Origin of the sequence: Halomonas sp. 328 (assembly GCF_015645095.1) — a bacterium.
Lineage (GTDB): Bacteria > Pseudomonadota > Gammaproteobacteria > Pseudomonadales > Halomonadaceae > Bisbaumannia.
In genome coordinates, this window is the sequence record NZ_JADOTW010000001.1 from 102,815 (window position 1) to 125,015 (window position 22,201).

Sequence of the window (22,201 nt, forward strand, 5' to 3'; positions counted from 1 at the left end):
CCACCGACTCATCCGCGGCGTGGTCAGCCTCACGGTGAGCTGCTAGGGTGTGGCTGCCCCGCCACCAGCACAGGAAGCCCCGCCTTGCGCCTGCCCTTTCGACGCCCCCTCTCCCGCGACGACGAGGCCCCCCGGGTGCGCCTGGAACGCCAGGGGCGCGACGAGATCGACCGCATCACCCGGGCGGTGGAGCGGGTGCCCTGGTCGGTGAGCCTGTTGCAGATCCTGTGGACCGCCGGACCGGTGACCCTGCTGGGGGCCTGGGGCGGCTACCTGCTCGGCTACGGCCAGGCGCCCAGCGCCCAGAACTACATCTTCTTCATCACCTATACGGTGATCACCGGGGTGGCCGGGGTGGTGGCCAACCTGGTGCACCAGTTCACCGGGGCGCGCAAGGCGGAGCGCACCAGCGCTCAGATCGAGCGGGTGATCAAGGCCCTGCCGGAGCTGCTGCTGGCCACCCGCAACCTGATCGTCGATGCCCTGGAAGGGGATGCCCGGCGCCGCGAGGCCGCCGCCATGCTGCTGCGCAAGGAGGATCTCTCCCCGGAGGGGGTGGAGCTGGCCGCCCTGGAGCTCCTCGACGACCGGGAGAGCGCGCGGATCATCGGCCAGATCGATATCTATCGCCGGGTCGGCCTGCACGCCCGCATCCATGACCTGCAACAGCGCTATGACGAACGGCTGGCGCCTCAGTTCCAGGCCCTGACCGAAGTGGCCCCCGGCGCCGCCGACCTGCTGCGGGCGCGCTTCGCCGGCGAGGCCCCGGACCTGCGTCAGGGGGTGGTGCGGGACGAGCACTTCATCGAGCGGGTGCTGGCGGCCATCGAGCAGGACGACGAGCTGCTGATGACCCTGCAGGACGTGGAGGAGATGCTGGTGCTGGCCTTCGAGCTGATCAGCGGCCGCCAGATCCCCATGCTCACCTTCGAGTACAAGGGACGCTGGAAGCTCGCCCAGGCCTTCGACGCCCTGGAGCAGGCCCGGGCCCGCCACCGCATCGCCCAGGCCACCGGGCTGTCGCGCCTCAAGGCGCTGACCGTCTACCTGGCCGAGCAGTCCGACACCCTGGTGGAAGACGCCGCCTCGGGGCTACGCGCCGAGGTGCTGCTGGAACGCTCCCAGGCCGCCATGGACGCCCTGGCCGAGGAGCTGCCGCGGCTGGCCGCGGCCCCCGACCAGCGCCCGCGGCTACGCCGCCAGTCGGACGTGCTGGCCAATGCCCTGCGCCTCTACAAGAGCGTCTCCGCCGCCTACGAGCAGGTCGGGCGCCAGCACGCCCAGTTGCTCAAGATGCTGGAGCGCTGGGAGCGCATCAGCGAGGAGAAGGATGACCAGACCCGGCTGCGCCTGGGGCCAGGGCGTCGCGGCCTGCGCCTCCGCGAGCATGTGATCGAGCTCGACGACGAGGCCAAGGCACGGGTCTGCAAGCACCTGGCCCGCCACCTGGCCGAGGCGGGCATCGACGCGCCGCGCCGCCTCGCCACGGGGCAGCCGGTGTGCGCCCCTCTGACCCTGGACGCCTCCAAGCGCCTGGCCATCGAGATCGCCCTGGCCCTGGAGCCGCATATCCAGCTCTCCCGCCCCGAGGTGCAACGCGCCATCAACAGCACCAATGCCGCCGACTTCGGCCAGCTGGAACCCAACCTCTCGGCGGCGGCCAAGGCCGCCCTGGGCTCGGCCATGGTCAAGGAGATCCGGGTCGACCTGTCACGGCCGGCGGAGCAGCTGGCCCTGGCCCTGGTGCGCCACTACCAGGTGGAGCTCGAACCCGCCGCCATCGACTTCCTGCATGAGCACTATGGGGCCCGTCACGCCACCCTGACCATGCTCTCCAACTACCACGCCAGCCACTCGGGCAGCAGCGGTCGCGACACCGCCAACGTCAGCTACCTGAGCCAGCGCCCACCGGCGGTAGGCGCCCCGAAGCGCGACTGGTATCGGGCGCTGGTCACCGCCCGCCGCGCCCTGGATCGCTAACGGCTCGACGGCGGCCTCATCGTTCCCATGACGCTTTATTACACCGGTGCGGTGGGGGCGCGGCTTAGCGCGGCGACGCCGACCTCGCCACGCCCCCAGGCCAGCAGCGGCCGGCTGCGCTCGTGCATATCCAGCCTCGCCCCCAGGCGCACCAGGTTCCAGTAGTGGCCATTGAGGGTGCGCGCCAGCAGCAGCGTATCCGCCGGGGGCTGGAGGCGATCCATGGCCGCCCACACCTTGGGACTCAATGCCCGTAGGCGGCGGTGTACCCGCACGTCGCCGAAGTCCTGCTCGCCGGGGGCGAACAGCGGCGCCACCGCCTCGGCGGACTCCCGATAGAGCGCCAGGGGGGCCCCCTGCCCCTGGCGCCCCCCCATCGCCAGCACCGCCGTCTCCATGCCCAGGGCATCCCCCGCCAGGGTCGCCTCGAGCAGCGCCAGCAATTGCCTGAGGCGCGGCTCGGCGACACGGATCACCGCGCCCAGGTCATAGATCACCAGGCGACCGGCGTCATCCACGGCGAAGTTGCCGGCATGGGGGTCGGCGTGCAGCTCGCCATGCACGAAGAGCTCCTCGGTGAGCCAGTCCGCCAGCCGCGTCGCCACCGCCTGGCGGCGCTCCCCGTCACCCGCTTCCAGCTCCCGCAGCGGCGTGCCGGGCAGGTAGCGCATGGCCAGCACCCGGGGCGTGCAGTGCGCCTCCAGCGGTTCGGGAAAGGCCAGGCCGGGCCAGTCGGCATAGCGGGCCCGATAGCGCCCCAGGGCCGCAGCCTCGGCACGATAATCGAGCTCACCGCGCAGGCTCTCCGCCAGTTCCTCGAAGAGGGCGTCCAGGCGCGCCTGGGGCACCTTGAGCCAGCGCCCCAGGCGCATCATCCGCCTGACCTGGGCGAGGTCCCCCTCCAGCACCTCGGCGAGCCCCGGGTACTGCACCTTGAGCACCAGGGCCTCCCCCGAGGGCGTCCAGGCCCGATGCACCTGGCCCATGGAGGCGCTGGCGAAGGGCCGTGTCTCGATCTCGGCGAAGCGCGCCTCGAGGTCGTCATACTCCGCCGCCAGGGTGGCGCGGATCCGCTCCCAGGGCATCGGCTCGGCCTGGCGCTGCAATCGCGCCAGCTCCTCCGCCAGGGCCGGCGGCAGCAGGTCGTCCCACTGGGACATGATCTGGGCCAGCTTCATGGCCGGCCCCTTGAGGTCGGAGAGCCCCTCGAAGAGCGCCTCGCCCAGGGCCTGCCAATCGGCCTCGCCGCCGAACCGGGTGCGCAGGACGGCACCACCGGCCCGCGCCCCCAGCCCCAGGAGTCGCCGTGTTCTGCCGCGCTCACGCATAATGATACAAGCCTTGTACGCATTTAATGACAGCTTACCCCTGGCGAGGCGCCGGGAATACTGGAAAAATATCCATAGATACCACTTTTTCAGGGGAGCCCATGCGCCTGATCATCGCCGAGAAGCCCAGCCTGGCCCGGGCCATCGCCGAGGCCCTGCCGGGCCGCAGCCAGCGCCAGGAGGGCTACCTGCAGGTCGGTGATACCCGGGTCAGCTGGTGCCTGGGACACCTGCTCGAGCAGGCCCCCCCGGACGCCTACGACCCCGCCTACAAGCAGTGGCGACTCGATCATCTGCCCATCCTGCCCGATCCCTGGCGCCTGACGCCACGTCCCAAGGCCCGCGGCCAACTGGCGGTGTTGCGCCGCCTGCTCAAGGAGGCCAGCGAGGTGGTGCATGCCGGCGACCCGGACCGGGAAGGCCAGTTGCTGGTGCAGGAGGTGATCGAGCATCTGGGCTGGAAGGGCCCGGTATCACGGCTGCTGATCAGCGACCTCAACCGCCCGGCGGTGCAGCGCGCCCTGGCGCGCCTGGAGGACAACGCCGCCTACCAGGCGCTGTACCGGGCCGCCGAGGCCCGCTCCCGGGCCGACTGGCTGTACGGCATCAACCTGACCCGGGCCTGGACCCTGGTGGGCCGCCAGGCGGGCCATGACGGCGTGCTCTCGGTGGGTCGGGTGCAGACCCCGGTGCTGGGGCTGGTGGTGCGCCGAGACGCGGAGATCGCCGCCTTCCAACCCCACCCCTTTCATGTGCTGTGGGCCGACCTGCAGGTGGCCGCTGGCCAGTTGCGAGCCTGGTGGCAGCCCGGCGAGACTCACCCCCTGGATGACCAGGGCCGGCTGCTGGCCCGCCCCCCCGCCGAGGCCCTGGCGGCACGCCTGCCCGGCGCCGAGGGCCAACTGGTGGCACTCCAGGCCCAGGACAAGCGCCAGTCGGCGCCCCTGCCCTACTCCCTCTCGGCACTGCAGGTGGACGCGGCACGCCGCTACAAGCTTCCGGCCAAGGCGGTGCTGGATATCTGCCAGCGCCTCTACGAGCGCCACCAGTTGATCACCTACCCCCGCTCCGACTGCCGCTACCTGCCCCGGGAGCATCATGCCCTGGCCCCGCGCACCCTGGCCGGGGCCTGCCAGGGCGACGCCACCCTGGCCCAGTGGCTCGCCGGCGCCGACCTCTCGCGACGCTCCCGGGCCTGGAACGACGCCAAGGTGGGCGCCCACCACGCCCTGGCACCCACCGGGCGCACCCCGGACTTCTCGCGCCTCGACGACGCCGAGGCCAAGGTCTACCGGCTGGTGGTGCGCAATGTGCTGGCGCAGTTCTACCCGCCCCTGGAGACCCGAGAGGTGAAGGCGGAATTCCGGATTCTCGACGAGTGCTTCCGCGCCCAGGGCAGCGAACTCAAGGCCGCGGGCTGGAAGCCGCTGTTCACCACCCGGGAGGAGACGCCGCCGCTGCCCCCCCTGGAGGAAGGCGAAGGCGCCCGGGTCCTCGACGCCCGGGTGGAGGATCGCGAGACCCGCCCCCCGGAGCCCTTCAACGACGCCAGCCTGATCAAGGCGATGATGAATATCGCCCGCTATGTGAGCGACGCGGCGGTCAAACGCACCCTGCGCGACTCCGACGGCCTGGGCACCGAGGCGACCCGGGCGGGGATCATCGAGACCCTGGTGGAGCGGGGCTACCTGGTGCGTGACAAGAGCACCCTGCGCGCCAGCCGCACCGGCCACGCCCTGATCAACGCCCTGCCCGAGGCGGCGAGTCGCCCGGAGCGCACCGCCCTCTGGGAGCAGCGCCTGGCCGCCATCGCCGAACAGGGCGAGGCACCGGCCCCCTTCCTGAGCGCCCTGGTGGACGACCTGCGCCAGCTGCTCGGCGCCGCCGACGCCCAGACCCTGCGCCAGACCCTGGCGGCGAGCCAGGCCATCGAGGCGCCGATGCCCGCGCCGCGGGGCGCCACCCAGGGGCGGCGCGGCAGCGGAAGCAAGCGCGGCGGCAAGGGCAGCAGGACCTCGAATCGACGCACCTCGAAACCCCGCACCACGGGCAGCCGCTCACGCCGCGCCAAGGGAGAGCCCCGATGACCCAGTTGATTCTCGGCCCCGGCGCCCTGGGGCGATTGCTGGCCCTGCGCCTGAGCCCCCAGGAGCCGGTCAGGCTGCTGGGGCGACGCCCTTTGCCGGCCCGGCTTGGCCTGACCACCCCGGAGGGCGAGACCTGGCATCGCGAGATCACCAGCGCCCCGAACGATGCCCCCCTGCCCACAGCGATCCGCGTCCTGCACCTGACCACCAAGGCCATGGCCGCGGAGGCGGCCCTGGCCTCGGTCGCTCCCCGGCTGCCGCCCCGGACACCGCTGGTGCTGTGGCAGAACGGCTATGACGTCCAGCCGCGCCTGCACGCCAGCTGGACCGGGCCGGTGCTCTGCGCCAGCACCAGCGAAGGCGCCTATGTGGTGGAGGATGGCGTGGTCCACGCCGGCCATGGCCAGACCTGGCTGGGCAGCCTCGACGGTCGGCATATCGAGCTGGCGAGAGAGCTGGCCGCGGTGCTCGACCGCGCCGGCCTGCCCGCCACGGCGGTGAGTGATATTCGCCAGCGGCTATGGCAGAAGCTGGCGGTGAACGCCGCCATCAACCCCTTGGTGGCCCGCTTCGGGATTCGCAACGGCCAGCTGCGCGACCGCCCCTTCCGGCCCATGGTGACAGCGATGATCGAGGAGCTGGCGCCGATTCTCGCCGCCGAAGAAATACCCGCCCCCGAGTCTGGCTGGGCGGCACTGGTGTGGGGCGTGATCGAGGGCACCGCCAATAACCGCGCCTCCATGCTCCAGGACATCAGCGCCGGGCGCCCCACCGAGCGGGACGCCATCCTCGGCCCGCTGCTGGCCGCCGCCCGCCGCCATGGGCTGGCCCACGACGGCCTGCTGGCGGCCTATCATGGCCTGGATGGCCTACCCCAGGCTTAATCCGATCCCCAGCAGCGCCAGGCTACCCAGCAGGACCACCACATTGGTGGCCAGCAGCGGCTCCAGGGGGCGACCATCCGCCAGGCGCCGCGGCAGCTGCCAGACGACCCAGAGCAGTGCCGGCAGCGGCAGCAGTCCCAGGGACGCCGAGGGTGGCAGTGCGCCGCCCAACAGGCCAATCAGCAGCAACAGCGGCGTGGCCAGCAGCAATCCTTGGGCCCAACGCGCCGCCACCTCCCGCCCCCGGGCGATGGGTAGATGATGCCGCCCTACCTGCCGGTCGGCGTCGATATCGGGAAACTGATTGAGCAGCAGCAGGGCACTGACCCAACAACCGGCATAGGCGGCCACCAACAGTGCGGCGCCATCCACCCGGCCGCCCAGGGCCAGGAGCCCGCCCAGCACCATCACCGGCCCGAAGCCGAGCCCCGGCGCCACCAGGCAGAGCCAGGGGTGACGGGTAATCCAGCGGGTATAGCCCACCACCAGCGCCACCCCCAGCAACCCCAGCACCAGCAGCGGCCCGCCCCGCAACCACAGCAAATAGGCGCCGATGGCCACCACCGCGACCAGGGCCACCAGGCCCGCCATCAGCACGCTCCGGGCCGCCTCGGGCCTGGCCGGCAGGGCCCCGCTGCCCCCGGAGAAGGGCGTCCGCCGGGTCAGGTGATCCAGGCCACTGCGAAAATCCTCGTATTCGTTGAGCCAGTTGACCGCCGCCTGGCCCAACAGGGCCGCCACCAGCACCAGGGCCAGCAGTGGGCCCGATGGCTCACCGCCCTGGGCCAACAGCAGGGCCAGGCCCAGACCGGCGCAGAGTGGCGCCAGGATCAGGAAGTTGGGTCGGCTGGCCTGCAGCACGGCTAACGCATGGGGGGGCATGGGGCCTCCTGGCTCGACGGTTCCGGCTTCCAGTATCGACGCTCCTGACGCTCCCCGTGTTGAGATGGATCAACGAAGGGCAAAGCCCTCGGCCAGACATGGCCTTGATCCGTATCAAGGCCGGCCAGGTATCACTCGACCACACTGAAGGAAATGCCCATCAAGGAGTCACCCCATGACCGTTCGACGCATTCCCCTCGCCCTCGGGGGGCTGGGCGCTGGCCTCGCCCTGGCCTGGTTGACCCAGGGTCAGGGCGTGATTCGTGATGATCCCGAACGCCACATCGCCATCCCCGAGACCCTGACCATGCCTCTGCAGGTCAAGGTGGCCTATGACGACGAGCGCATCCTGTTCCGCTACCGCTGGCCCGCCGAGCGCCCCCATGTCTACCACGACATGCTGCGTTACGAGGGTGGCCAGTGGGTGCGCTATGGCGCCTCCCCGGTCGGCAGCGATCCCCAGGGCACCTACGAGGACCGCCTGACCATGCTGGTGGACGATGGGCGCGTCCCCGAGTTCGGGCGTTATGGGGGCTATATCACCGTGGGTGACCAGGCGCGCTTCTTCAGCGATGCCGCCGACCCCGAGGAAGTGGCCAACCACCCCCACCTGGGGCAGCACCTGGGTCAGGGCGATGTCCGCAAGCACCTGCCCGGTACCCGACTCGACATGGCCGATTGGCGAAGCGTGGTGGATGAGGAAACTCTCATGGCTCAGCGCGAGGCGGGCTACTTCCTCGACCTCTGGCACTGGCGGGCCGGGCGCTCCAATGCGGTGGGCTACGCCGACGATCAATGGGTCGGTGAGCACCGCCATGGCGATGCGGGCCAGGGCCCCTACACCACCAACTGGGACGCCGAGGCCGGCCAGCCCCGCTGGATGTTCGACCCGGAAGCCACCGGCCGCCACGCCCTGCGCTGGGAGCAGGTGCAGGCCCCGAACGTCGACTTCGATGCGCTCTACTACCTGGCCGAGGCCTTCGCCGTGCCTTTCGACCCGACCCATGGATGGCAGGAGGACGACGTGATTCCCCGGCGCCTGCTGCGGGAGGGACAAGGCTCCCGGGGCGATATCCGGGTCACCGGCGACGCCCGCTGGGAGGATGGCCACTGGCAGCTCACCCTGGCGCGCGCCCTGGACACCGGCCACCCCTTGGACGACAAGGCCTTTCGGCACCAGGGACGCTACGACCTGGGCTTCGCGGTACATCGGGACGCTACCGGAAGCCGCTGGCACTATGTGTCACACCCCTTCAGCCTGGGCCTGGGCCGCGCGGCGGATATCCAGGCCGTACGCTTCGAGGGGGAGCCCGACTGGTCTCAGTCCTGGTATGAGGTCACCCTCTTCTATCCCGGCCAGGTCAACTGGCCGCTACTGATCGGCGAGGCCCATGCCGGGGCCCCGGATATCGCCGACGGCGTGCCGGTGCGTCCACGCCACAGCGAGAAACAGCTGGCGCTCTATGGGGTAGAAATGGAGTTCAACGACGCCATCCTGCTGCACTGGCGCCTGACCCTGCTGGCCGGCTTGCTGCTGATGCTGGCCGCCCTGATCGCTCTATGGCCCAGCTTTGCCCCGAGCCCACGCCACTCGACCCCAGGCCACTCGACCGAAGGAGACACCCCATGAGCGGAACCCACGCGATGCTGGTTCACTTCCCGCTGGGCTTGTGGGCCCTGGCGGTACTGATGATCGCCACCGCCGCCCTGCTCCCGGGCCGCCTGGCGGACGTGGCCCGCGCCGGCCTGCTGCCGGTGCTGATCCTGGGCCTGCTGGGAGCGGTGGCGGCGATCGTCAGCGGCTCCCTGATCTGGCCCTGGCAGGCCAACCTCTACAGCCCTTTGGCGCGTAACCATATCCTGATGGCGTTCTGGTCCCTGGGGCTCTGGGGCATGATCACCCTGCTGGTGTGGCTAGGTGGGTCAGAGGCCTTCGCAGGAGCGCGGCGCTGGGCGCTGCTCTTTCTGGCCCTGCTGGGCGGCCTGCTGTTCGCCATTACCGGTACCCTGGGGGGACACCTGACCGGGGCGCCGACCGCCTTCTCGGCGCTGATTCGCCTGCTGGGCTGGGAGGTCTATACCACCTTCTACGCCCCCTTCTGGGCATTGGGGCTGATACTCCTGCTGGCGGTGGCCCTGGTGGGCCTGGCCCGGCGGCGCGCCTGAGACGACCGAGCCCAGCCGCAGCTATCCCCTAAGGCGTCGCGATTATCAGGCGGTTACGGCCACTGTGTTTGGCCTGATACAGGGCTTCATCGGCGCTGCGCATCAGCCGCTGGTAGTCGGGGTGGCCGTCGTGCAGGGCCAGGCCCAGGCTGGCGGTGACCTCGATCAGGGTGTCCGCCGCCACCAGGAAGTCCTCCGCCTCCACCTGACGCCGCAACCGCTCGGCGAACAGCCGCGCCCGCTCGGCATCGGTGTCCACCACCACGATCAGGAACTCCTCGCCCCCCAGGCGGAAGAGGTAGTCGCCGCCGCGGGTATTGCGATCCAGCAGCGCCGCCATCTGCTGCAACACCTGGTCGCCGGCCTCGTGGCCATGGGTGTCGTTGATGCGCTTGAAGTGGTCGATATCCACCATCAGCAAGGCGAAGGTCTTGCCGGCGGCGCGGCCCATCTCCAGCTCCCGGTTGAGCACCACCGGCAGGAACTTGCGATTGAGCAGCTTGGTCAGGGTATCGCGCCCGGCCTCGAGCCCCGCGGCGCGCTCCAGCAGGCCGTTGAGCAGCAGATGGATGGAGCGGGTGCCCTCACGAATCTCGGTAAGACGAGCCATCGCCTGCTGGCGATCCTCGCCGGCGATGGCGGGCAACAGCGTCTGGTCGATGCGGGCGATGGTCTCGCTGATGGCGCGGACCTCCTGGACGCCCTCGAAGGCGTGCATCGCCTTGTGGTGATACCAGAGCCCGAACTCCGAGGCACCGAGGCGTGGCAATGCCTCGATATCCTGAGCCGCGGCCACGGCGAACATCAGGTTGTTCTCCCAGTCCAGCAGGGCGGCGCGCTGTCGCTCCCGTTCGCTGCCCAGGTTCTGGGTCAGGGAGAAGAGCCGGTAGGCCTCCTCGGTGCGGGCGTTGCGATCATTGGCCAGGGAGTAGGCGTGGCTCATGATCTCCATGGCCATATCGATATTGTCCGAGGCGTAGATGGCGGCCTGGCCCTGCAGGGCCGGGTCGGCCAGTTGCTCGGCGAAGAAGCCATAGAGGCGCTGCTTGAGGTGGCGGGCGCCGCTCAACACCAGGTTGACCGGGATATCGACCCGGGCATGCACCTGGCCGATCTGCTCCTGCTGGCGAATCAGGCCCTCCAGGGCCTCGCCCTCGGTATTGCCCACCGCGAAGAGGCTGATCAACCAGCGCTGCATGGAGGGGTGCAGGCGCTGCTTGACCTGCTCGTTGGAGAGAAACAGCGAGGCATGGGGATCATTCAGCATGGTGGCATAGAAGTGGTTGGCCAGTTCTTCCGTGTTGGCCGCCACGATGGCCTCCACCTGCCGACGCAGGCTATCCGTGAAACGGCCGAGCAGCTGTTGCCAGCCCGCCACCAGCTGACAGTAATCCTGGTAATGCATGGGTCACCTTGGGTACCGGAAAGGGGCCCGGGGTCACGTTTCCCTGCGACGCACCGGCTAGAATAGTTATTTCGTCTTTTCCGATACAGACTTTAACAAAAATACCGGGGCGAAGGCCCCGGTATCACAAGTGACGATGGGGTGGCTGGTGTGTCGCAATCCCGCGGAGAGTCCGGCCGATGGATAGAGAGCCACCATCAGGCGGTTCTTCGCCAGGCTCGCGAAGACCACGGCCTAGCCGGTATTACGCAGCCCGGCGGAAATGCCTGCCGATGGATAAAGAGCCACCATCAGGCGGTTCTTCGCCAGGCTCGCGAAGACCACGGCCTAGCCGGTATTACGCAGCCCGGCGGAGATACCGGCCATGGTCACCATCAACGCCCGGGAGAGCTCGGGGCTGATGGCGCCGTCGGCGTCCCGGTTACGCTGCAAGAGCTCCGCCTGGAGGCCGTGCAGGGGGTCGATATAGGGGTTGCGCACCTCGATGGCCTGACGAATCAGCGGCGTGCCCTCGAGCAGCTCCTGTTGATCGAGGATCTCCAGCAGTCCCTGGTTCAACCGGCCGAAGCGCTCCCGCAGGGCGGCCCCCAGCTCCAGCAGTGCCGGCTCGTCCACCAAACGGTGCTCGTAGTAGGCGGCGATCTCCACGTCGGCCTTGGCCAGCAGCATCTCCAGCATGTCCAGGTAGGTACCGAAGAAGGGCCAGTGGGCGCGCATCTCGCGCAGCCGTTCCAGGCCGCCCGCCTCCGCCAGCCGGGTGGCGAAGGCCTCGCCGCTGCCCAGCCAGGCGGGCAGCATCAAGCGGGTCTGGGTCCAGGCGAAGATCCAGGGGATCGCCCTCAGGGTCTCCACGCCCCCGTCCTGACGCCGCTTGGTGGGCCGCGAGCCCAGCGGCAGCCGACCCAGGGAACCCTCCGGGGTCACCGCCCGGAAGTAGGGCACGAAGTCGGGGTTCTCCCGCACCACCCCCACGTAGCCGCGGTGGGCGATCCCCGCCAGGCGATCCATCTCCTCCCGCCATTCGGGCTTGGGCGCCGGGGGCGGCAGCAGCGAGGCCTCCAGTACGGCGCAGGCGTAGATCTCCATGGAGCGCAGGGCGATATCCGGCTGGCCGAACTTGAAGCGGATCATCTCGCCCTGTTCGGTGACCCTCAGGCTGCCGTTCACCGAGCCCGGCGGCTGGGAGAGGATGGCGGCATGGGCCGGGCCACCGCCACGGCCCACGGTACCGCCGCGGCCATGGAAGAGGGTCAGGTCGACGCCGTGACGCTCGCAGACCGTCACCAGGGTCTCCTGGGCCCGGTACTGGGCCCAGGCGGCGGCCAGCTGACCGGCGTCCTTGGCGGAGTCGGAGTAGCCGATCATCACCTCCTGGCTATCCCCGGCCAGGGCCCGATAGCCGGGCAGCGCCAGCAACTGATCGATCACCTCGCCGGCCCGGTCCAGGTCGGCCAGGGTCTCGAACAGCGGGGCGATGGGCAGGCGCACGTCGCCGCCCACCTCCTTCATCAGCAGCGCCACCGCCAACACGTCGGAGGGCTGGCCGGCCATGGAGATGATGTAGGTGCCGAGCGCCTCGCGCTGCTCCCGGGCGATCACCCGGAAGGTATCGAGGACCTCATGGGTCTCGGTGGAGCACTCCCAGCGGCGCGGGATCAGCGGCCGGTTGGAGGCGAGCTCCTCGAGCAGGAAGGCCTGGCGCCGGGCCTCGTCCCACTCCCGGTAGTTGCCGAGCCCCAGGTAGTCGCTGAGCTCCTCGAAGACCTGGGCATGACGGGCCGCGTCCTGACGAATGTCCAGCTTGGTCAGGGTGACGCCGAACACCGCCACCCGGCGCAGGGTATCGAGCAGCACGCCGTTGGCGATGGTGTCGAGCCCCACGTCGCACAGGGAGCGGTAGCAGGTGAGCAGGGGCGCGTAGAGCTGGTCGCGACTCTCGATGATCGGGCCGCCCTCGTAGGGGCGCCCGTCCAGGCACGCCTTGGCCCAGTCGCGGGTCGCCTCGACCCGGGCGGCCAGGCGCTTGAGCAGCGCCCGGTAGGGCTCGGCCACGTCACCCACCTCGGCCTTCAGCGCGCTGTTGGCCTTCCACATGGAGAGCTCCGCCTTGAGCTGCTCCAGGTCGCGCAGGTAGAGGTCCGCGGCCATCCAGCGGCCCAGCAACAGCACCTCCCGGGTCACCTTGGCGGTGACATTGGGGTTGCCGTCCCGGTCGCCGCCCATCCAGGAGGCGAAGCGCAGGGGCGCGGCGTCCAGGGGCAGGCGCTCGCCGGCCTCCTCCAGCAGCAGGTTGTCCAGGTCGCGGTGGAAGTCGGGCACCGCCTGCCACAAGGAGTTCTCGATCACCGCGAAGCCCCACTTGGCCTCGTCCACCGGCGAGGGGCGCTCGTGGCGGATCTCGTCGGTGTGCCAGGCCTGGCTGATCAGCTCCTCCAGGCGCCCCTGGGCGCGGCTGGCCCGCTCCGGGTACTCGCCGGAGGCCTCGATGGTGGTCAGGCAGTCGTCGATGGCGTCGTACTTCTGGATCAGGGTGCGGCGGATGACCTCGGTGGGATGGGCGGTCAGCACCAGTTCCACGCGCATGCCGGCGAGGCTCTCCACCAGGGACTGGGCGGAGTAACCGGAGGCCCGCGCCCGGGCCAGCAGCTCGCCGAGCACCGGCTGGCTGCCGGGCTTGTAGTCCTCCACCCGGCGGAAGCGCGCCCGGTAGTGCTGCTCGGCGATATTGGCCAGGTTGAGGAACTGGTTGAAGGCCCGGGTCACCGGCAGCAGGTCGCGGTCCGGCAGCTTGCGCAGGTACTCGATCAGCTCGCGGCGGCCCTGGGCGTCGCCGGAGCGGCCGCGCTTGGCGAAGGCACGGATCGCCTCGATGCGATCGACGAAGGCCTCTCCCAGGTCATCGGCGATGGTGCGCCCCAGGCTGTCGCCCAGGATGCGCACGTTATCGCGCAGGGATTCGTGCAGGTCGTGACTCATTTGGCTCCCTCCTCGGAATGCGCTGCGGCCGGCTCCTCACGCTTGGCGGCCTGCCAGTGATCTTCCATCTCGTCCAGGCTGGCCTCGCCCGGCGTGCGCCCCGCCTCGGCCAGGGCCGCTTCCACCCGGCGGAAGCGGCGCTCGAACTTGGCGTTGGTGCCGCGCAGGCACTGTTCGGGGTCGGCCTTGAGCTTGCGCGCCAGGTTGGTCACCGCGAACAGCAGGTCGCCCACCTCCTCGGCGGCGTGATCCCGGTCCCCGGCGGCCAGGGTGGCTTCCACCTCGGCGAGCTCCTCGCGAATCTTGGCGATCACCCCGGTCTCGTCGGGCCAGTCGAAGCCGACCCGAGCGGCGCGCTTGGCCAGCTTGGCGGCCCGCGACAGGGCCGGCAGCGTCCTCGGCACGTCGTCGAGCACCGACCGGGCGTCCCGCTCGGCGCGCTCCTCGGCCTTGAGGCTCTCCCAGCGGGAGTGAACCTGGCGGGTCTCGATCGCCTCGGCGCTCACCCCCGGGGGCCGCCGCGAGGCCAGGGTGCCCTCGGGAAAGACATGGGGGTGGCGGCGCAGCATCTTGGCGGTCAGGGCGTGAACCACGTCATGGAAGTCGAAGCGCTTCTCTTCGATGCCGAACTGGGCGTAGTAGACCACCTGGAAGAGCAGGTCGCCGAGTTCGCCGGGCAGCTCCTCATAGGCGCGCCGCTCGATGGCGTCGGCCACCTCGTAGGCCTCTTCCAGGGTATGAGGCACGATGCTGTCCCAGTCCTGCTTGAGGTCCCAGGGGCAGCCCTGGTCGGCGTCGCGCAGCACCGCCATCAGGGTCAGCAGGTCGTCGAGGCCGTAGCGGGGCTCGCTCATGCCTTGCCCCCCTTGCCGGTGCGCAACCGCTTGACGTCGATCACATTGGGCAGCTGCTGGATCCGCGAGAAGAGTCGGCCCAGGGTCTCCAGGCTGTCCACCTCCAGGGTGATGGCCAGCCGGGCGATGCCGTCCTCGCTGTCGGTGCGGGTATTCACCGAGAGCACATTGACCTTCTCGTTGCCCAGCAGGCCGGTGACGTCGCGCAGCAAGCCGGAGCGATCCCAGGCCTCGATGACGATATCCACCGGGTACTGGGTGCCGGGGCGCTCGCCCCACTCCACCTCGATGATGCGCTGGGGCTCGTCGAGGCGCAGCTGGAGGATATTGGGGCACTCCTGGCGGTGGATGGTGACCCCCCGCCCCTGGGTGATAAAGCCGACGATGGCCTCCCCCGGCACCGGATGGCAGCAGTTGGCCATGCTGGTCTTGAGGTTGCCCACCCCGAGCACGGTGATATCGCTCTTGCCGCCCTTGGGCGCCCCCTTGCGGGGCTTGGCCAGCAGGCGGTCGAGCTGCTCCTGATCGTCGGACTCGCCGAACAGCTGCTGGGCCTGGTGCAGCACCTGGCCGATGCGCAGGTCGCCGGCGCCGAGCGCCGCATACATGTCGTCGACGCTGACATAGTTGACCTTGTGGGCCAGGGTCTCCAGGTCCATGCCCTCGAGGTCCAGGCGCTTCATCTCGCGCTCGAAGAGCGCCTTGCCCTCTTCCAGGTTCTGGCCCCGGGCCTGCTGCTTGAACCAGGCCTGGATCTTGGCCCGGGCCCGGGAGGTGCGCACATAGCCGAGACCGGGGTTGAGCCAGTCGCGGCTGGGGCCGCCCTTGCTGGCGGTGAGGATCTCCACCTGCTGCCCGGTCTTGAGCTTGTAGGTGAGCGGCACGATACGGCCGTTGACCTTGGCGCCCCGGCAGCGGTGACCCACCTCGGTATGCACCCGGTAGGCGAAGTCGATGGGGGTGGCGATGCGCGGCAGGTCGATGACATGGCCGTCGGGGGTGAAGACGTAGATGCGGTCCGGGGCCACGTCGCTGTTGAGGCCCTCGCGCAGGTCGCCGAACTCGCCGACTTCCTCCTGCCACTCCAGCACCTGGCGCAGCCAGGCGATCTTCTCCTCGTAGCTGGAGCTCTTGGCCTTGGTGTCGTGGCCCTTGTAGCGCCAGTGGGCGCAGACGCCGAGCTCCGCCTCCTCGTGCATGGCGAAGGTGCGGATCTGGATCTCCAGCACCTTGTTCTCCGGCCCCAGCACGGCGGTGTGCAGGGACTGGTAGCCGTTCCTCTTGGGGTTGGCGATATAGTCGTCGAACTCGTGGGGCACATGGTGCCAGCGGGAGTGGACGAGCCCCAGGGCCGTGTAGCAGTCGGCCACTTCCGGCACCAGGATGCGCACCGCGCGGACGTCGTAGACCTGGGAGAACTCGATGCGCTTGCGCTTCATCTTGCGCCAGATGGAGTAGATATGCTTGGCGCGACCATCCACCGCGTAGCGGGTGATGCCCTGGGCCTCCAGCAGCTCCTCGAGGGTACCCACCACATCACTGATATAGCGGTCCCGGTCGAGGCGCTTCTCCGCCAGCAGCTTGGCGATGGCCTTGTAGTCCTCCTCGTGGAGGTAGCGGAAGGAGAGGTCCTCCAGCTCCCACTTGAGGTGGCCGATGCCCAGGCGATGGGCCAGGGGCGCGTAGATATCGAAGACTTCCCGGGCCACCAGCAGGCGCTTGTCGCGGGGGGCATCCTTGACCTGGCGCAGGGCGCAGGTGCGCTCGGCGATCTTGATCAGGGCGACGCGCACGTCGTCGATCATGGTCACCAGCATCTTGCGCAAGTTGTCCTGCTGGTCGTGCTGCTGCATGCCGTGGCTGGGGGTCAGTTGGCTGATGGCGGCCATCTGCAGTACCCCATCGATCAGCCGGGCCACCTCATCGCCGAACTGCTTGGCGACCTGCTCCTGGCTCAGCAGCCCCTCGCGCACCGTGCGGTAGAGCACCGCCGCCTCGAGCGCGGCCTGGTCGAGCTTGAGCTCGCCGAGGATATCGGCCATCTCCAGGCCCATGCGGAAGCTGGTGTCCTGGGGCAGCCAGGTCTTGTGGGCACGCTGACTATCGGCGGCCAGACGCTGGGCCAACTCACAGGCCCGGCGCAACTCCGCCGGGTCACTCAGGGTCACGTCGTCCTGCAAGCGCACCAGCCACTGGTCGATATCGACCCGGCCCTCGCCGTTCAGCGGCTGGTCTTCACGAACCTTCACCATCTCCTGGCGCTCCTTGATTCCACCCCCGGGCCGCCGGCCGACGGCCCGCTGATTGTTCTAACAACCTCGCCAAGGCAAACGATGGCATCTTGGCCCACCAGCCTGGCCAGGTCCCGGGGCTAACCTGGGGGTAGGCACTCCGGAAGGCCGGCCCCGCGCAAAGACGCTGTGAATCCTTCCATGGAAGATCGACTTTATCGTCCATGATAAAGACGCTTTGCTCCGACCTACCCCCAGCGCCCCTTTGTTCCCAATGGCGTATCCCCGACTAACCTTCCCCGCGGCGCAATAGCAGCACCGACTCCAGGTGCGCCGTCTGGGCGAACATGTCCGCCACGGCGCCGCGCTCCGGGCGAAAGCCCCCCGCCGCCAGGATGGCGGCATCCCGGGCCAGGGTCGCCGGGTCACAGGAGACATAGAGTACCCGCGCCACCGCCCCCTGCTTGGCCAGGACGCGACATACCGCCTCGGCGCCCTCCCGGGGCGGGTCGAGCAGCACGCCCGTCGCCGGCACCGCGTCGAGCAGTTGCGCCACCGCCTCGGGGTCGTTGAGGTTCGCCTGGCGCGCCGCGAGGGGAAGGTCATTGGCCCGGGCGTTGTCGGCCAGGCGCTCGACCATCGCCGGGCTGCCCTCCACGCCGGTGACCTGGGCCCCGGCGAAAGCCAGGGGCAGGCTGAAGTTGCCGACCCCGGCGAACAGGTCCAGCACGGCCTCGCCGGCGGCCGGCGCCAGCCACGCCAGGGCCGTCTCCACCAGGGCACGATTGACCTCACCATTGACCTGGACGAAGTCGCCCGGGGCGAAGTTCACCCGAACCTCACCCAGGGCATAGTGCAGGCTCGGCGCCGCGCCGAGCCAGCGCAGCTCGGGGGCCTCGCGACCCACCAGCCAGGCCAGGTGCACGCCCTGGCGCTCGGCGAAGGCTCGCCAGCGCTCGGCGTCGCGGGGGTTGTCACGCAACTGGCGCACCACCAGGGCGACCCCGGCGTCGCTATCGATCAGCTCCAGGTGGCCCACCTGGCGGGGCGCCTCCAGGGTCTGGAGGTGCGCCCGCAGCGCCGGAAGCAGTCGCGCCAGGGCCGGCACCAGCACCGGGCAGGCGGCGAGATCCACCAGGTGGTGGCTGCGCCGACCGCGAAAGCCCAGATGGAGAGTCCCCTCGGCATCGAGGCGCACGCCGAGGCGCGCCCGGCGCCGATAGCCAAGCCCCTCGCCCGCCAGCAATTCCGGCGGTGCCGCCAGGGCCACGCCCTGGCGTGCCAACTGTTCGGTGAGCACCGCCTGCTTGTGGCGCCGCTGGGCGTCCAGGGCCAGGTGCTGGAGGTCGCAACCACCGCAGCTGCCGTAATGGTCGCAGGGTGGCTCGACCCGCTCCGGGGCGGCGGTAATCACCTCGCGTAGGTGGGCTTCGTCGAAGCGCTTGCGCTGGCGATGCACCGCCAGGCGCACCCGCTCGCCGGGCAGGGCGCCCTCGACGAAGCAGGCCTTGCCGTCGTCGCCATGGGCCAGCCCGCGGCCATCGTGGGCCAGGCGTTCGATCAAGACCCCGGCCTCGCTGTCGGAGGGTTCGGACGCGGGCGCCGAGGTGGCGGCGCGACCACTCAGGCCCGACACCCCGGAGCGGCGCCGCGGTGGGCGGCGTTTTCCTAGCATCGCCATCTCAGGCTCCGAACAGGCCGGTGGAGAGGTAGCGATCGCCGCGGTCGCAGACGATAAAGACGATCACCGCGTTCTCCACCTGCTCGGCGATACGCAGGGCCCCGGCCAGGGCACCGCCGGAGGAGACCCCGGCCATGATGCCCTCCTCCCGGGCCAGGCGACGCATATGGATCTCGGCCTCCTCCTGGCCGATATCCAGCACCTGGTCGACGCGGCTGGCATCGAAGATCTTCGGCAAGTACTCGGCGGGCCAACGGCGGATGCCGGCGATGCTGGCACCATCCTCCGGTTGCAGGCCGACGATCTGCACCTCGGGATTCCGTTCCTTGAGGTAGCGGGAGACCCCCATGATGGTGCCGGTGGTGCCCATGGAGCTGACGAAGTGGGTGATCCGCCCCTCGGTCTGGCGCCACAGCTCGGGGCCGGTGCCCTGGTAGTGGGCCAGGGGGTTGTCGGGGTTGGCGAACTGGTCGAGCCCCTTGCCCTCGCCCCGACTGATCATCGCCTCGGCCAGGTCGCGGGCCGCCTCCATGCCCCCCTCCTTGGTCACGCTGATCAGTTCGGCACCATAGGCGGCCATGGCCTGCTTGCGCTCCTCGGAGGCGCTCTCGGGCATGATCAGCACCATGCGGTAGCCCTTGATGGCGGCGGCCATGGCCAGGGCGATGCCGGTATTGCCGGAGGTGGCCTCCACCAGGGTGTCGCCGGGGCGGATCTCGCCGCGGGCCTCGGCCTGCTGGATCATCGACAGGGCCGGGCGATCCTTGACGGAGCCCGCCGGGTTGTTGCCCTCCAGCTTGGCCAGCAGGGTGTTGTTGCGGCCGGCGGAGATGCGCTGCAGGCGCACCAGGGGCGTGTTGCCGACCACGTCCTCGAGGGTGGGAAACTGCATCTAACTTTCCTTATGGAAACGTTTTTTCCATTATATCCGTGGGACCGGCCGGGTGACAGTGATGATCCCCGGCTGTGTCATACTGTCCGCCAACACTTGGCGCCATGGGAAGCCCCGATGTCCTTGCGTACCCGCCTGATGCTGCTCGTTTTCCTGGTGCCGCTGATCCTGATCGGCGGCATCGCCACGGCCAGCCTCTACTATATCGACCAGCAGCAGCAAGCCGCCCTCCAGACGCGACTGGAGCGCGCCGTGACCCTGCTGATGCCCTCCCTGGCCGAGGCCATCGAGGCGGGGGATCAGGCACGGCTGGCGGAACTCGCCCAGCGCTTGCTGGATGAGCCGCCGGTGCAGGCGCTGAGCCTGCGTGATGCCCAGGGCGACGCCGCTCTGCATCTGGGCAAGGGGCAGAGCGCACTGCGGCCCGCTGAGGCCGGAGCGGCCGGCTGGCAGGGGTGGCGCCTGCTGACCCCCCTGCCGGGCCTGGAGCGGCCCCTGTGGGTCGATCTGGAGCTGTCGCCCACCGGGCAGCGCCTCACCTTCTATCGCCACCTGACCCTGGCCGGCCTGGGCTGCCTGATCCTGGGGCTGGCGCTCTTCCTGCTGGCCTACGGCCTGGGCCGCCAATGGGTGCAACCCCTGGAGTCGCTGCGTCGCGCCCTGGAGCGGCTCAACGGCGGCGACTACCGCCCGCGCCTGGACACCCGGGGGCCGGTGGAGACCGCCGAGCTGGCTCAGGGCCTCAACGCCCTGGCCGACTACCTGAGTCATGCCCAGGAGGACATGCAGCAGCATATCGAGCAGACCACCCTGGACCTGCAGGAGTCCATGGAGACCATCGAGATCAAGAATATCGAGCTCGACATGGCGCACCGCCGTGCCCTGGAGGCGAGCCGCATCAAGTCGGAGTTCCTGGCCAACATGAGCCACGAGATCCGCACCCCCCTCAACGGCATCATCGGCTTCTGCCAGCTGCTGACCCGCTCCGACCTGGACGATCGCCAGCAGGAGTGGCTCAGCCATGTGCACAAGGCCTCCAACAGCCTGCTGTCGCTGATCAACGATATTCTCGACTTCTCCAAGATCGAGGCGGGCAAGCTGGAGCTGGAGAGCGTCGACCTGGATGTCCTGGTGATCGTCGACGAGGTGCTGGGGCTGCAGGCGCCCATGGCCCAGCAGAAGCAGCTGCACCTGCTGGGGCTGGTCTATGACGACGTGCCGGCCCAGCTGCAGGGTGACCCGCTGCGCATCAAGCAGGTGCTGACCAACCTCGTTCATAACGCCATCAAGTTCACCGAGAAGGGCGAGATCCAGGTGCGGGTGATGCTCGAGGAGGCCGAGGGCGCCGAGGTGATCCTGCGGGTGCAGATCAGCGACACCGGCATCGGCATGGACGAGGCGAGCCAGCGACGCCTCTTCCAGGCCTTCCAGCAGGCGCGGGAGAGCGATACCCGCCACTATGGTGGCACCGGCCTGGGGCTGATGATCTGTCGCCAGCTGGTGGAGCAGATGGGCGGCGAGATCGGCGTGGAGAGCGCCCCGGGACGCGGCTCGACCTTCACCCTGAGCCTGCCGCTGCGGGCCAAGTCGCTGGCGGAACGTCCCCAGGAACTGGACCTGGGCGGCCTGCGGGTGGCCCTCTTCGAACCCCATGCCGCGACTCGCCACGCCCTGGCGCACCTGCTGCAAAGCTGGGGGGCCGAGCTGCAGGTACTGGAAGAGACCAGCCCCTGCGACGCCCCCCTGGCGGCACCGGATCTGCTGCTGGTGGGGCTGCCGCCGCTGCCCATGGCCAAGGCGGAGATGGCCAGCTGGCGGGAGTGCCTGGCCGGCGTGCGCTGCCCCAGCATCGTCATGGCCAACGTGCCGCCCTTCGATATTCCCGACCTTCCCCTGCCCCACGGCGGGGAAGTGATCAGCAAGCCCTTGTCACGGCGCAGCCTGGCGACGGTGGTCCAGCGCCAGCTGAATGTCCCCACGCCGACCCCGGCACCCGCGCTTCCCGCCTCGACTATCCCCCGGCGAGTCCTGGTGGTGGACGACACCGACTCCAATCGCCTGCTGGTCCGCGAGATGCTCGATGGCCTGGGCCTGGAGGTGGTGGAGGCGGCCAGCGGCGAGGAGGCCCTGGCCCGGGGACGCGCCGAGCCCTTCGACCTGGTCTTGATGGATATCCGCATGCCCGGCATGGATGGCGTGGCGGCGACCAAGGCCTTGCGCGAGCTGGGCGGCGGCTGGCGCCACTGCCCGATCATCGCCGTGACCGCCCACGCCCTGGAGGAGGAGCGCCGGCGGCTGCTCAAGGCCGGCATGCATGATGTGCTGATCAAGCCGATCCAGGCGGAAGCCCTGATCGGCCTGCTGGGGCAGCACCTCAATCTGACCCTGGACCTTCCCGCCGCCCCCGCGCCACGCCCCACCAAACGCCGCGCCACCCCCGGCCGGGACGAGGAGCTGCCGGCGGTGGACCTGGCCCTGGGCACCAAGCTGGCCGGAGGACGCGAGGACCTGGCACGCCAGACCCTGGGGATGCTGCTGGCCAGCCTCGACGACACCGAGCAACAGCTGCGCCGAGCCTGGGAGGCCGAGGACGAGACCGCCTTCCTGGATGCCGTGCACGCCCTGAACGGCGCCTGCCGCTACTGCGGCGTGCCCCAGCTGGCGCTGCTGGCGGAGACCCTGGAGACCCGCTTGCGGGTCGCCGGCCTGGCCGATACCGAATCGCTGGTCGAGGCCCTCTATGCCGCCATGACACGCCTCCGGGCCTGGGGTGCCGAGGAGGCACCTCGCCCCGTGGAAGCCACCTCCGGCGCACCGAAATAGCCGGCCCGGGGC

The 22,201-nt window shown here is 69.8% G+C and carries 14 protein-coding genes; 6 read left to right on the top strand and 8 right to left on the bottom strand.

Translation table 11 applies throughout. The annotated features are described in order from the left end of the window. The first annotated feature begins 84 nt into the window (after window positions 1-84). Window positions 85-1,980: a hypothetical protein gene (locus IHD13_RS00485; RefSeq protein ID WP_230086031.1), complete on the top strand. Its 1,896-nt coding sequence runs from the start codon at window positions 85-87 to the stop codon at window positions 1,978-1,980. Window positions 1,981-2,018: 38 nt separating this feature from the next. On the opposite strand, the gene IHD13_RS00490 is transcribed toward IHD13_RS00485, so the two are convergent. Further along, window positions 2,019-3,308, bottom strand: coding sequence for an ABC1 kinase family protein (locus IHD13_RS00490; RefSeq protein ID WP_195859067.1), 1,290 nt, complete (start codon window positions 3,306-3,308; stop codon window positions 2,019-2,021). Between the two features lie 101 nt (window positions 3,309-3,409). Between IHD13_RS00490 and IHD13_RS00495 the strand changes: the two genes are divergently transcribed. Together IHD13_RS00495 and IHD13_RS00500 are read left to right on the top strand one after the other, a co-directional pair. Then, on the top strand, window positions 3,410-5,395 hold the full coding sequence (locus IHD13_RS00495) for a DNA topoisomerase III (RefSeq protein WP_195859068.1): 1,986 nt from the start codon (window positions 3,410-3,412) through the stop codon (window positions 5,393-5,395). Then, complete coding sequence (locus IHD13_RS00500) at window positions 5,392-6,279, top strand: ketopantoate reductase family protein (RefSeq protein ID WP_195859069.1); 888 nt, start codon at window positions 5,392-5,394, stop codon at window positions 6,277-6,279. Before IHD13_RS00495 ends, IHD13_RS00500 begins: the two co-directional genes overlap by 4 nt. Here the strand turns inward: IHD13_RS00500 and IHD13_RS00505 are convergent. Continuing rightward, window positions 6,265-7,161: a prenyltransferase gene (locus IHD13_RS00505; protein WP_195859070.1), complete on the bottom strand. Its 897-nt coding sequence runs from the start codon at window positions 7,159-7,161 to the stop codon at window positions 6,265-6,267. The genes IHD13_RS00500 and IHD13_RS00505 overlap by 15 nt on opposite strands. A 175-nt stretch (window positions 7,162-7,336) precedes the next feature. Between IHD13_RS00505 and IHD13_RS18365 the strand changes: the two genes are divergently transcribed. Then, window positions 7,337-8,791 (top strand): ethylbenzene dehydrogenase-related protein, encoded by a 1,455-nt coding sequence (locus IHD13_RS18365; protein ID WP_195859071.1) that lies wholly within the window; start codon window positions 7,337-7,339, stop codon window positions 8,789-8,791. Beyond that, on the top strand, window positions 8,788-9,327 hold the full coding sequence (locus tag IHD13_RS00515; RefSeq protein WP_195859072.1) for a heme ABC transporter permease: 540 nt from the start codon (window positions 8,788-8,790) through the stop codon (window positions 9,325-9,327). Before IHD13_RS18365 ends, IHD13_RS00515 begins: the two co-directional genes overlap by 4 nt. Before the next feature lie 28 nt (window positions 9,328-9,355). On the opposite strand, the gene IHD13_RS00520 is transcribed toward IHD13_RS00515, so the two are convergent. From IHD13_RS00520 to cysM, 6 genes are all read right to left on the bottom strand, one after another. Continuing rightward, window positions 9,356-10,732: a diguanylate cyclase gene (locus IHD13_RS00520; protein WP_195859073.1), complete on the bottom strand. Its 1,377-nt coding sequence runs from the start codon at window positions 10,730-10,732 to the stop codon at window positions 9,356-9,358. Between the two features lie 327 nt (window positions 10,733-11,059). Continuing rightward, a complete protein-coding gene (gene ppc / locus IHD13_RS00525) occupies window positions 11,060-13,708 on the bottom strand; it encodes a phosphoenolpyruvate carboxylase (RefSeq protein ID WP_195859074.1) in 2,649 nt (882 codons plus the stop codon). Continuing rightward, entirely contained in the window at window positions 13,705-14,562 is an 858-nt protein-coding gene (gene mazG / locus IHD13_RS00530) for a nucleoside triphosphate pyrophosphohydrolase (RefSeq protein WP_195859075.1), read from the bottom strand. The genes ppc and mazG overlap by 4 nt, the downstream gene beginning before the upstream one ends. After that, window positions 14,559-16,814 (bottom strand): GTP diphosphokinase, encoded by a 2,256-nt coding sequence (relA, locus tag IHD13_RS00535; RefSeq protein WP_195859076.1) that lies wholly within the window; start codon window positions 16,812-16,814, stop codon window positions 14,559-14,561. Before relA ends, mazG begins: the two co-directional genes overlap by 4 nt. Before the next feature lie 268 nt (window positions 16,815-17,082). Beyond that, on the bottom strand, window positions 17,083-18,474 hold the full coding sequence (locus IHD13_RS00540) for a methyltransferase domain-containing protein (protein WP_195859077.1): 1,392 nt from the start codon (window positions 18,472-18,474) through the stop codon (window positions 17,083-17,085). A gap of 1 nt (window position 18,475) precedes the next feature. After that, window positions 18,476-19,366, bottom strand: a complete 891-nt coding sequence (gene cysM / locus IHD13_RS00545; protein WP_195859078.1) for a cysteine synthase CysM — start codon at window positions 19,364-19,366, stop codon at window positions 18,476-18,478. Between the two features lie 117 nt (window positions 19,367-19,483). On the opposite strand from cysM, the gene IHD13_RS00550 reads away from it, so the two are divergent. Beyond that, on the top strand, window positions 19,484-22,189 hold the full coding sequence (locus IHD13_RS00550; RefSeq protein ID WP_195859079.1) for an ATP-binding protein: 2,706 nt from the start codon (window positions 19,484-19,486) through the stop codon (window positions 22,187-22,189). Window positions 22,190-22,201 lie beyond the last annotated feature (12 nt).

What these genes read in the sequence shown, in the direction of transcription:
- IHD13_RS00520 (WP_195859073.1), bottom strand. Translation starts at nt 10,732, where the DNA reads ATGCATTACCAGGATTACTGTCAGCTGGTGGCGGGCTGGCAACAGCTG.
- relA (WP_195859076.1), bottom strand. Translation starts at nt 16,814, where the DNA reads ATGGTGAAGGTTCGTGAAGACCAGCCGCTGAACGGCGAGGGCCGGGTC.
- IHD13_RS00515 (WP_195859072.1), top strand. Translation starts at nt 8,788, where the DNA reads ATGAGCGGAACCCACGCGATGCTGGTTCACTTCCCGCTGGGCTTGTGG.
- mazG (WP_195859075.1), bottom strand. Translation starts at nt 14,562, where the DNA reads ATGAGCGAGCCCCGCTACGGCCTCGACGACCTGCTGACCCTGATGGCG.
- cysM (WP_195859078.1), bottom strand. Translation starts at nt 19,366, where the DNA reads ATGCAGTTTCCCACCCTCGAGGACGTGGTCGGCAACACGCCCCTGGTG.
- IHD13_RS00540 (WP_195859077.1), bottom strand. Translation starts at nt 18,474, where the DNA reads ATGGCGATGCTAGGAAAACGCCGCCCACCGCGGCGCCGCTCCGGGGTG.
- IHD13_RS00550 (WP_195859079.1), top strand. Translation starts at nt 19,484, where the DNA reads ATGTCCTTGCGTACCCGCCTGATGCTGCTCGTTTTCCTGGTGCCGCTG.
- IHD13_RS18365 (WP_195859071.1), top strand. Translation starts at nt 7,337, where the DNA reads ATGACCGTTCGACGCATTCCCCTCGCCCTCGGGGGGCTGGGCGCTGGC.
- IHD13_RS00500 (WP_195859069.1), top strand. Translation starts at nt 5,392, where the DNA reads ATGACCCAGTTGATTCTCGGCCCCGGCGCCCTGGGGCGATTGCTGGCC.
- IHD13_RS00490 (WP_195859067.1), bottom strand. Translation starts at nt 3,308, where the DNA reads ATGCGTGAGCGCGGCAGAACACGGCGACTCCTGGGGCTGGGGGCGCGG.
- ppc (WP_195859074.1), bottom strand. Translation starts at nt 13,708, where the DNA reads ATGAGTCACGACCTGCACGAATCCCTGCGCGATAACGTGCGCATCCTG.
- IHD13_RS00505 (WP_195859070.1), bottom strand. Translation starts at nt 7,161, where the DNA reads ATGCCCCCCCATGCGTTAGCCGTGCTGCAGGCCAGCCGACCCAACTTC.
- IHD13_RS00495 (WP_195859068.1), top strand. Translation starts at nt 3,410, where the DNA reads ATGCGCCTGATCATCGCCGAGAAGCCCAGCCTGGCCCGGGCCATCGCC.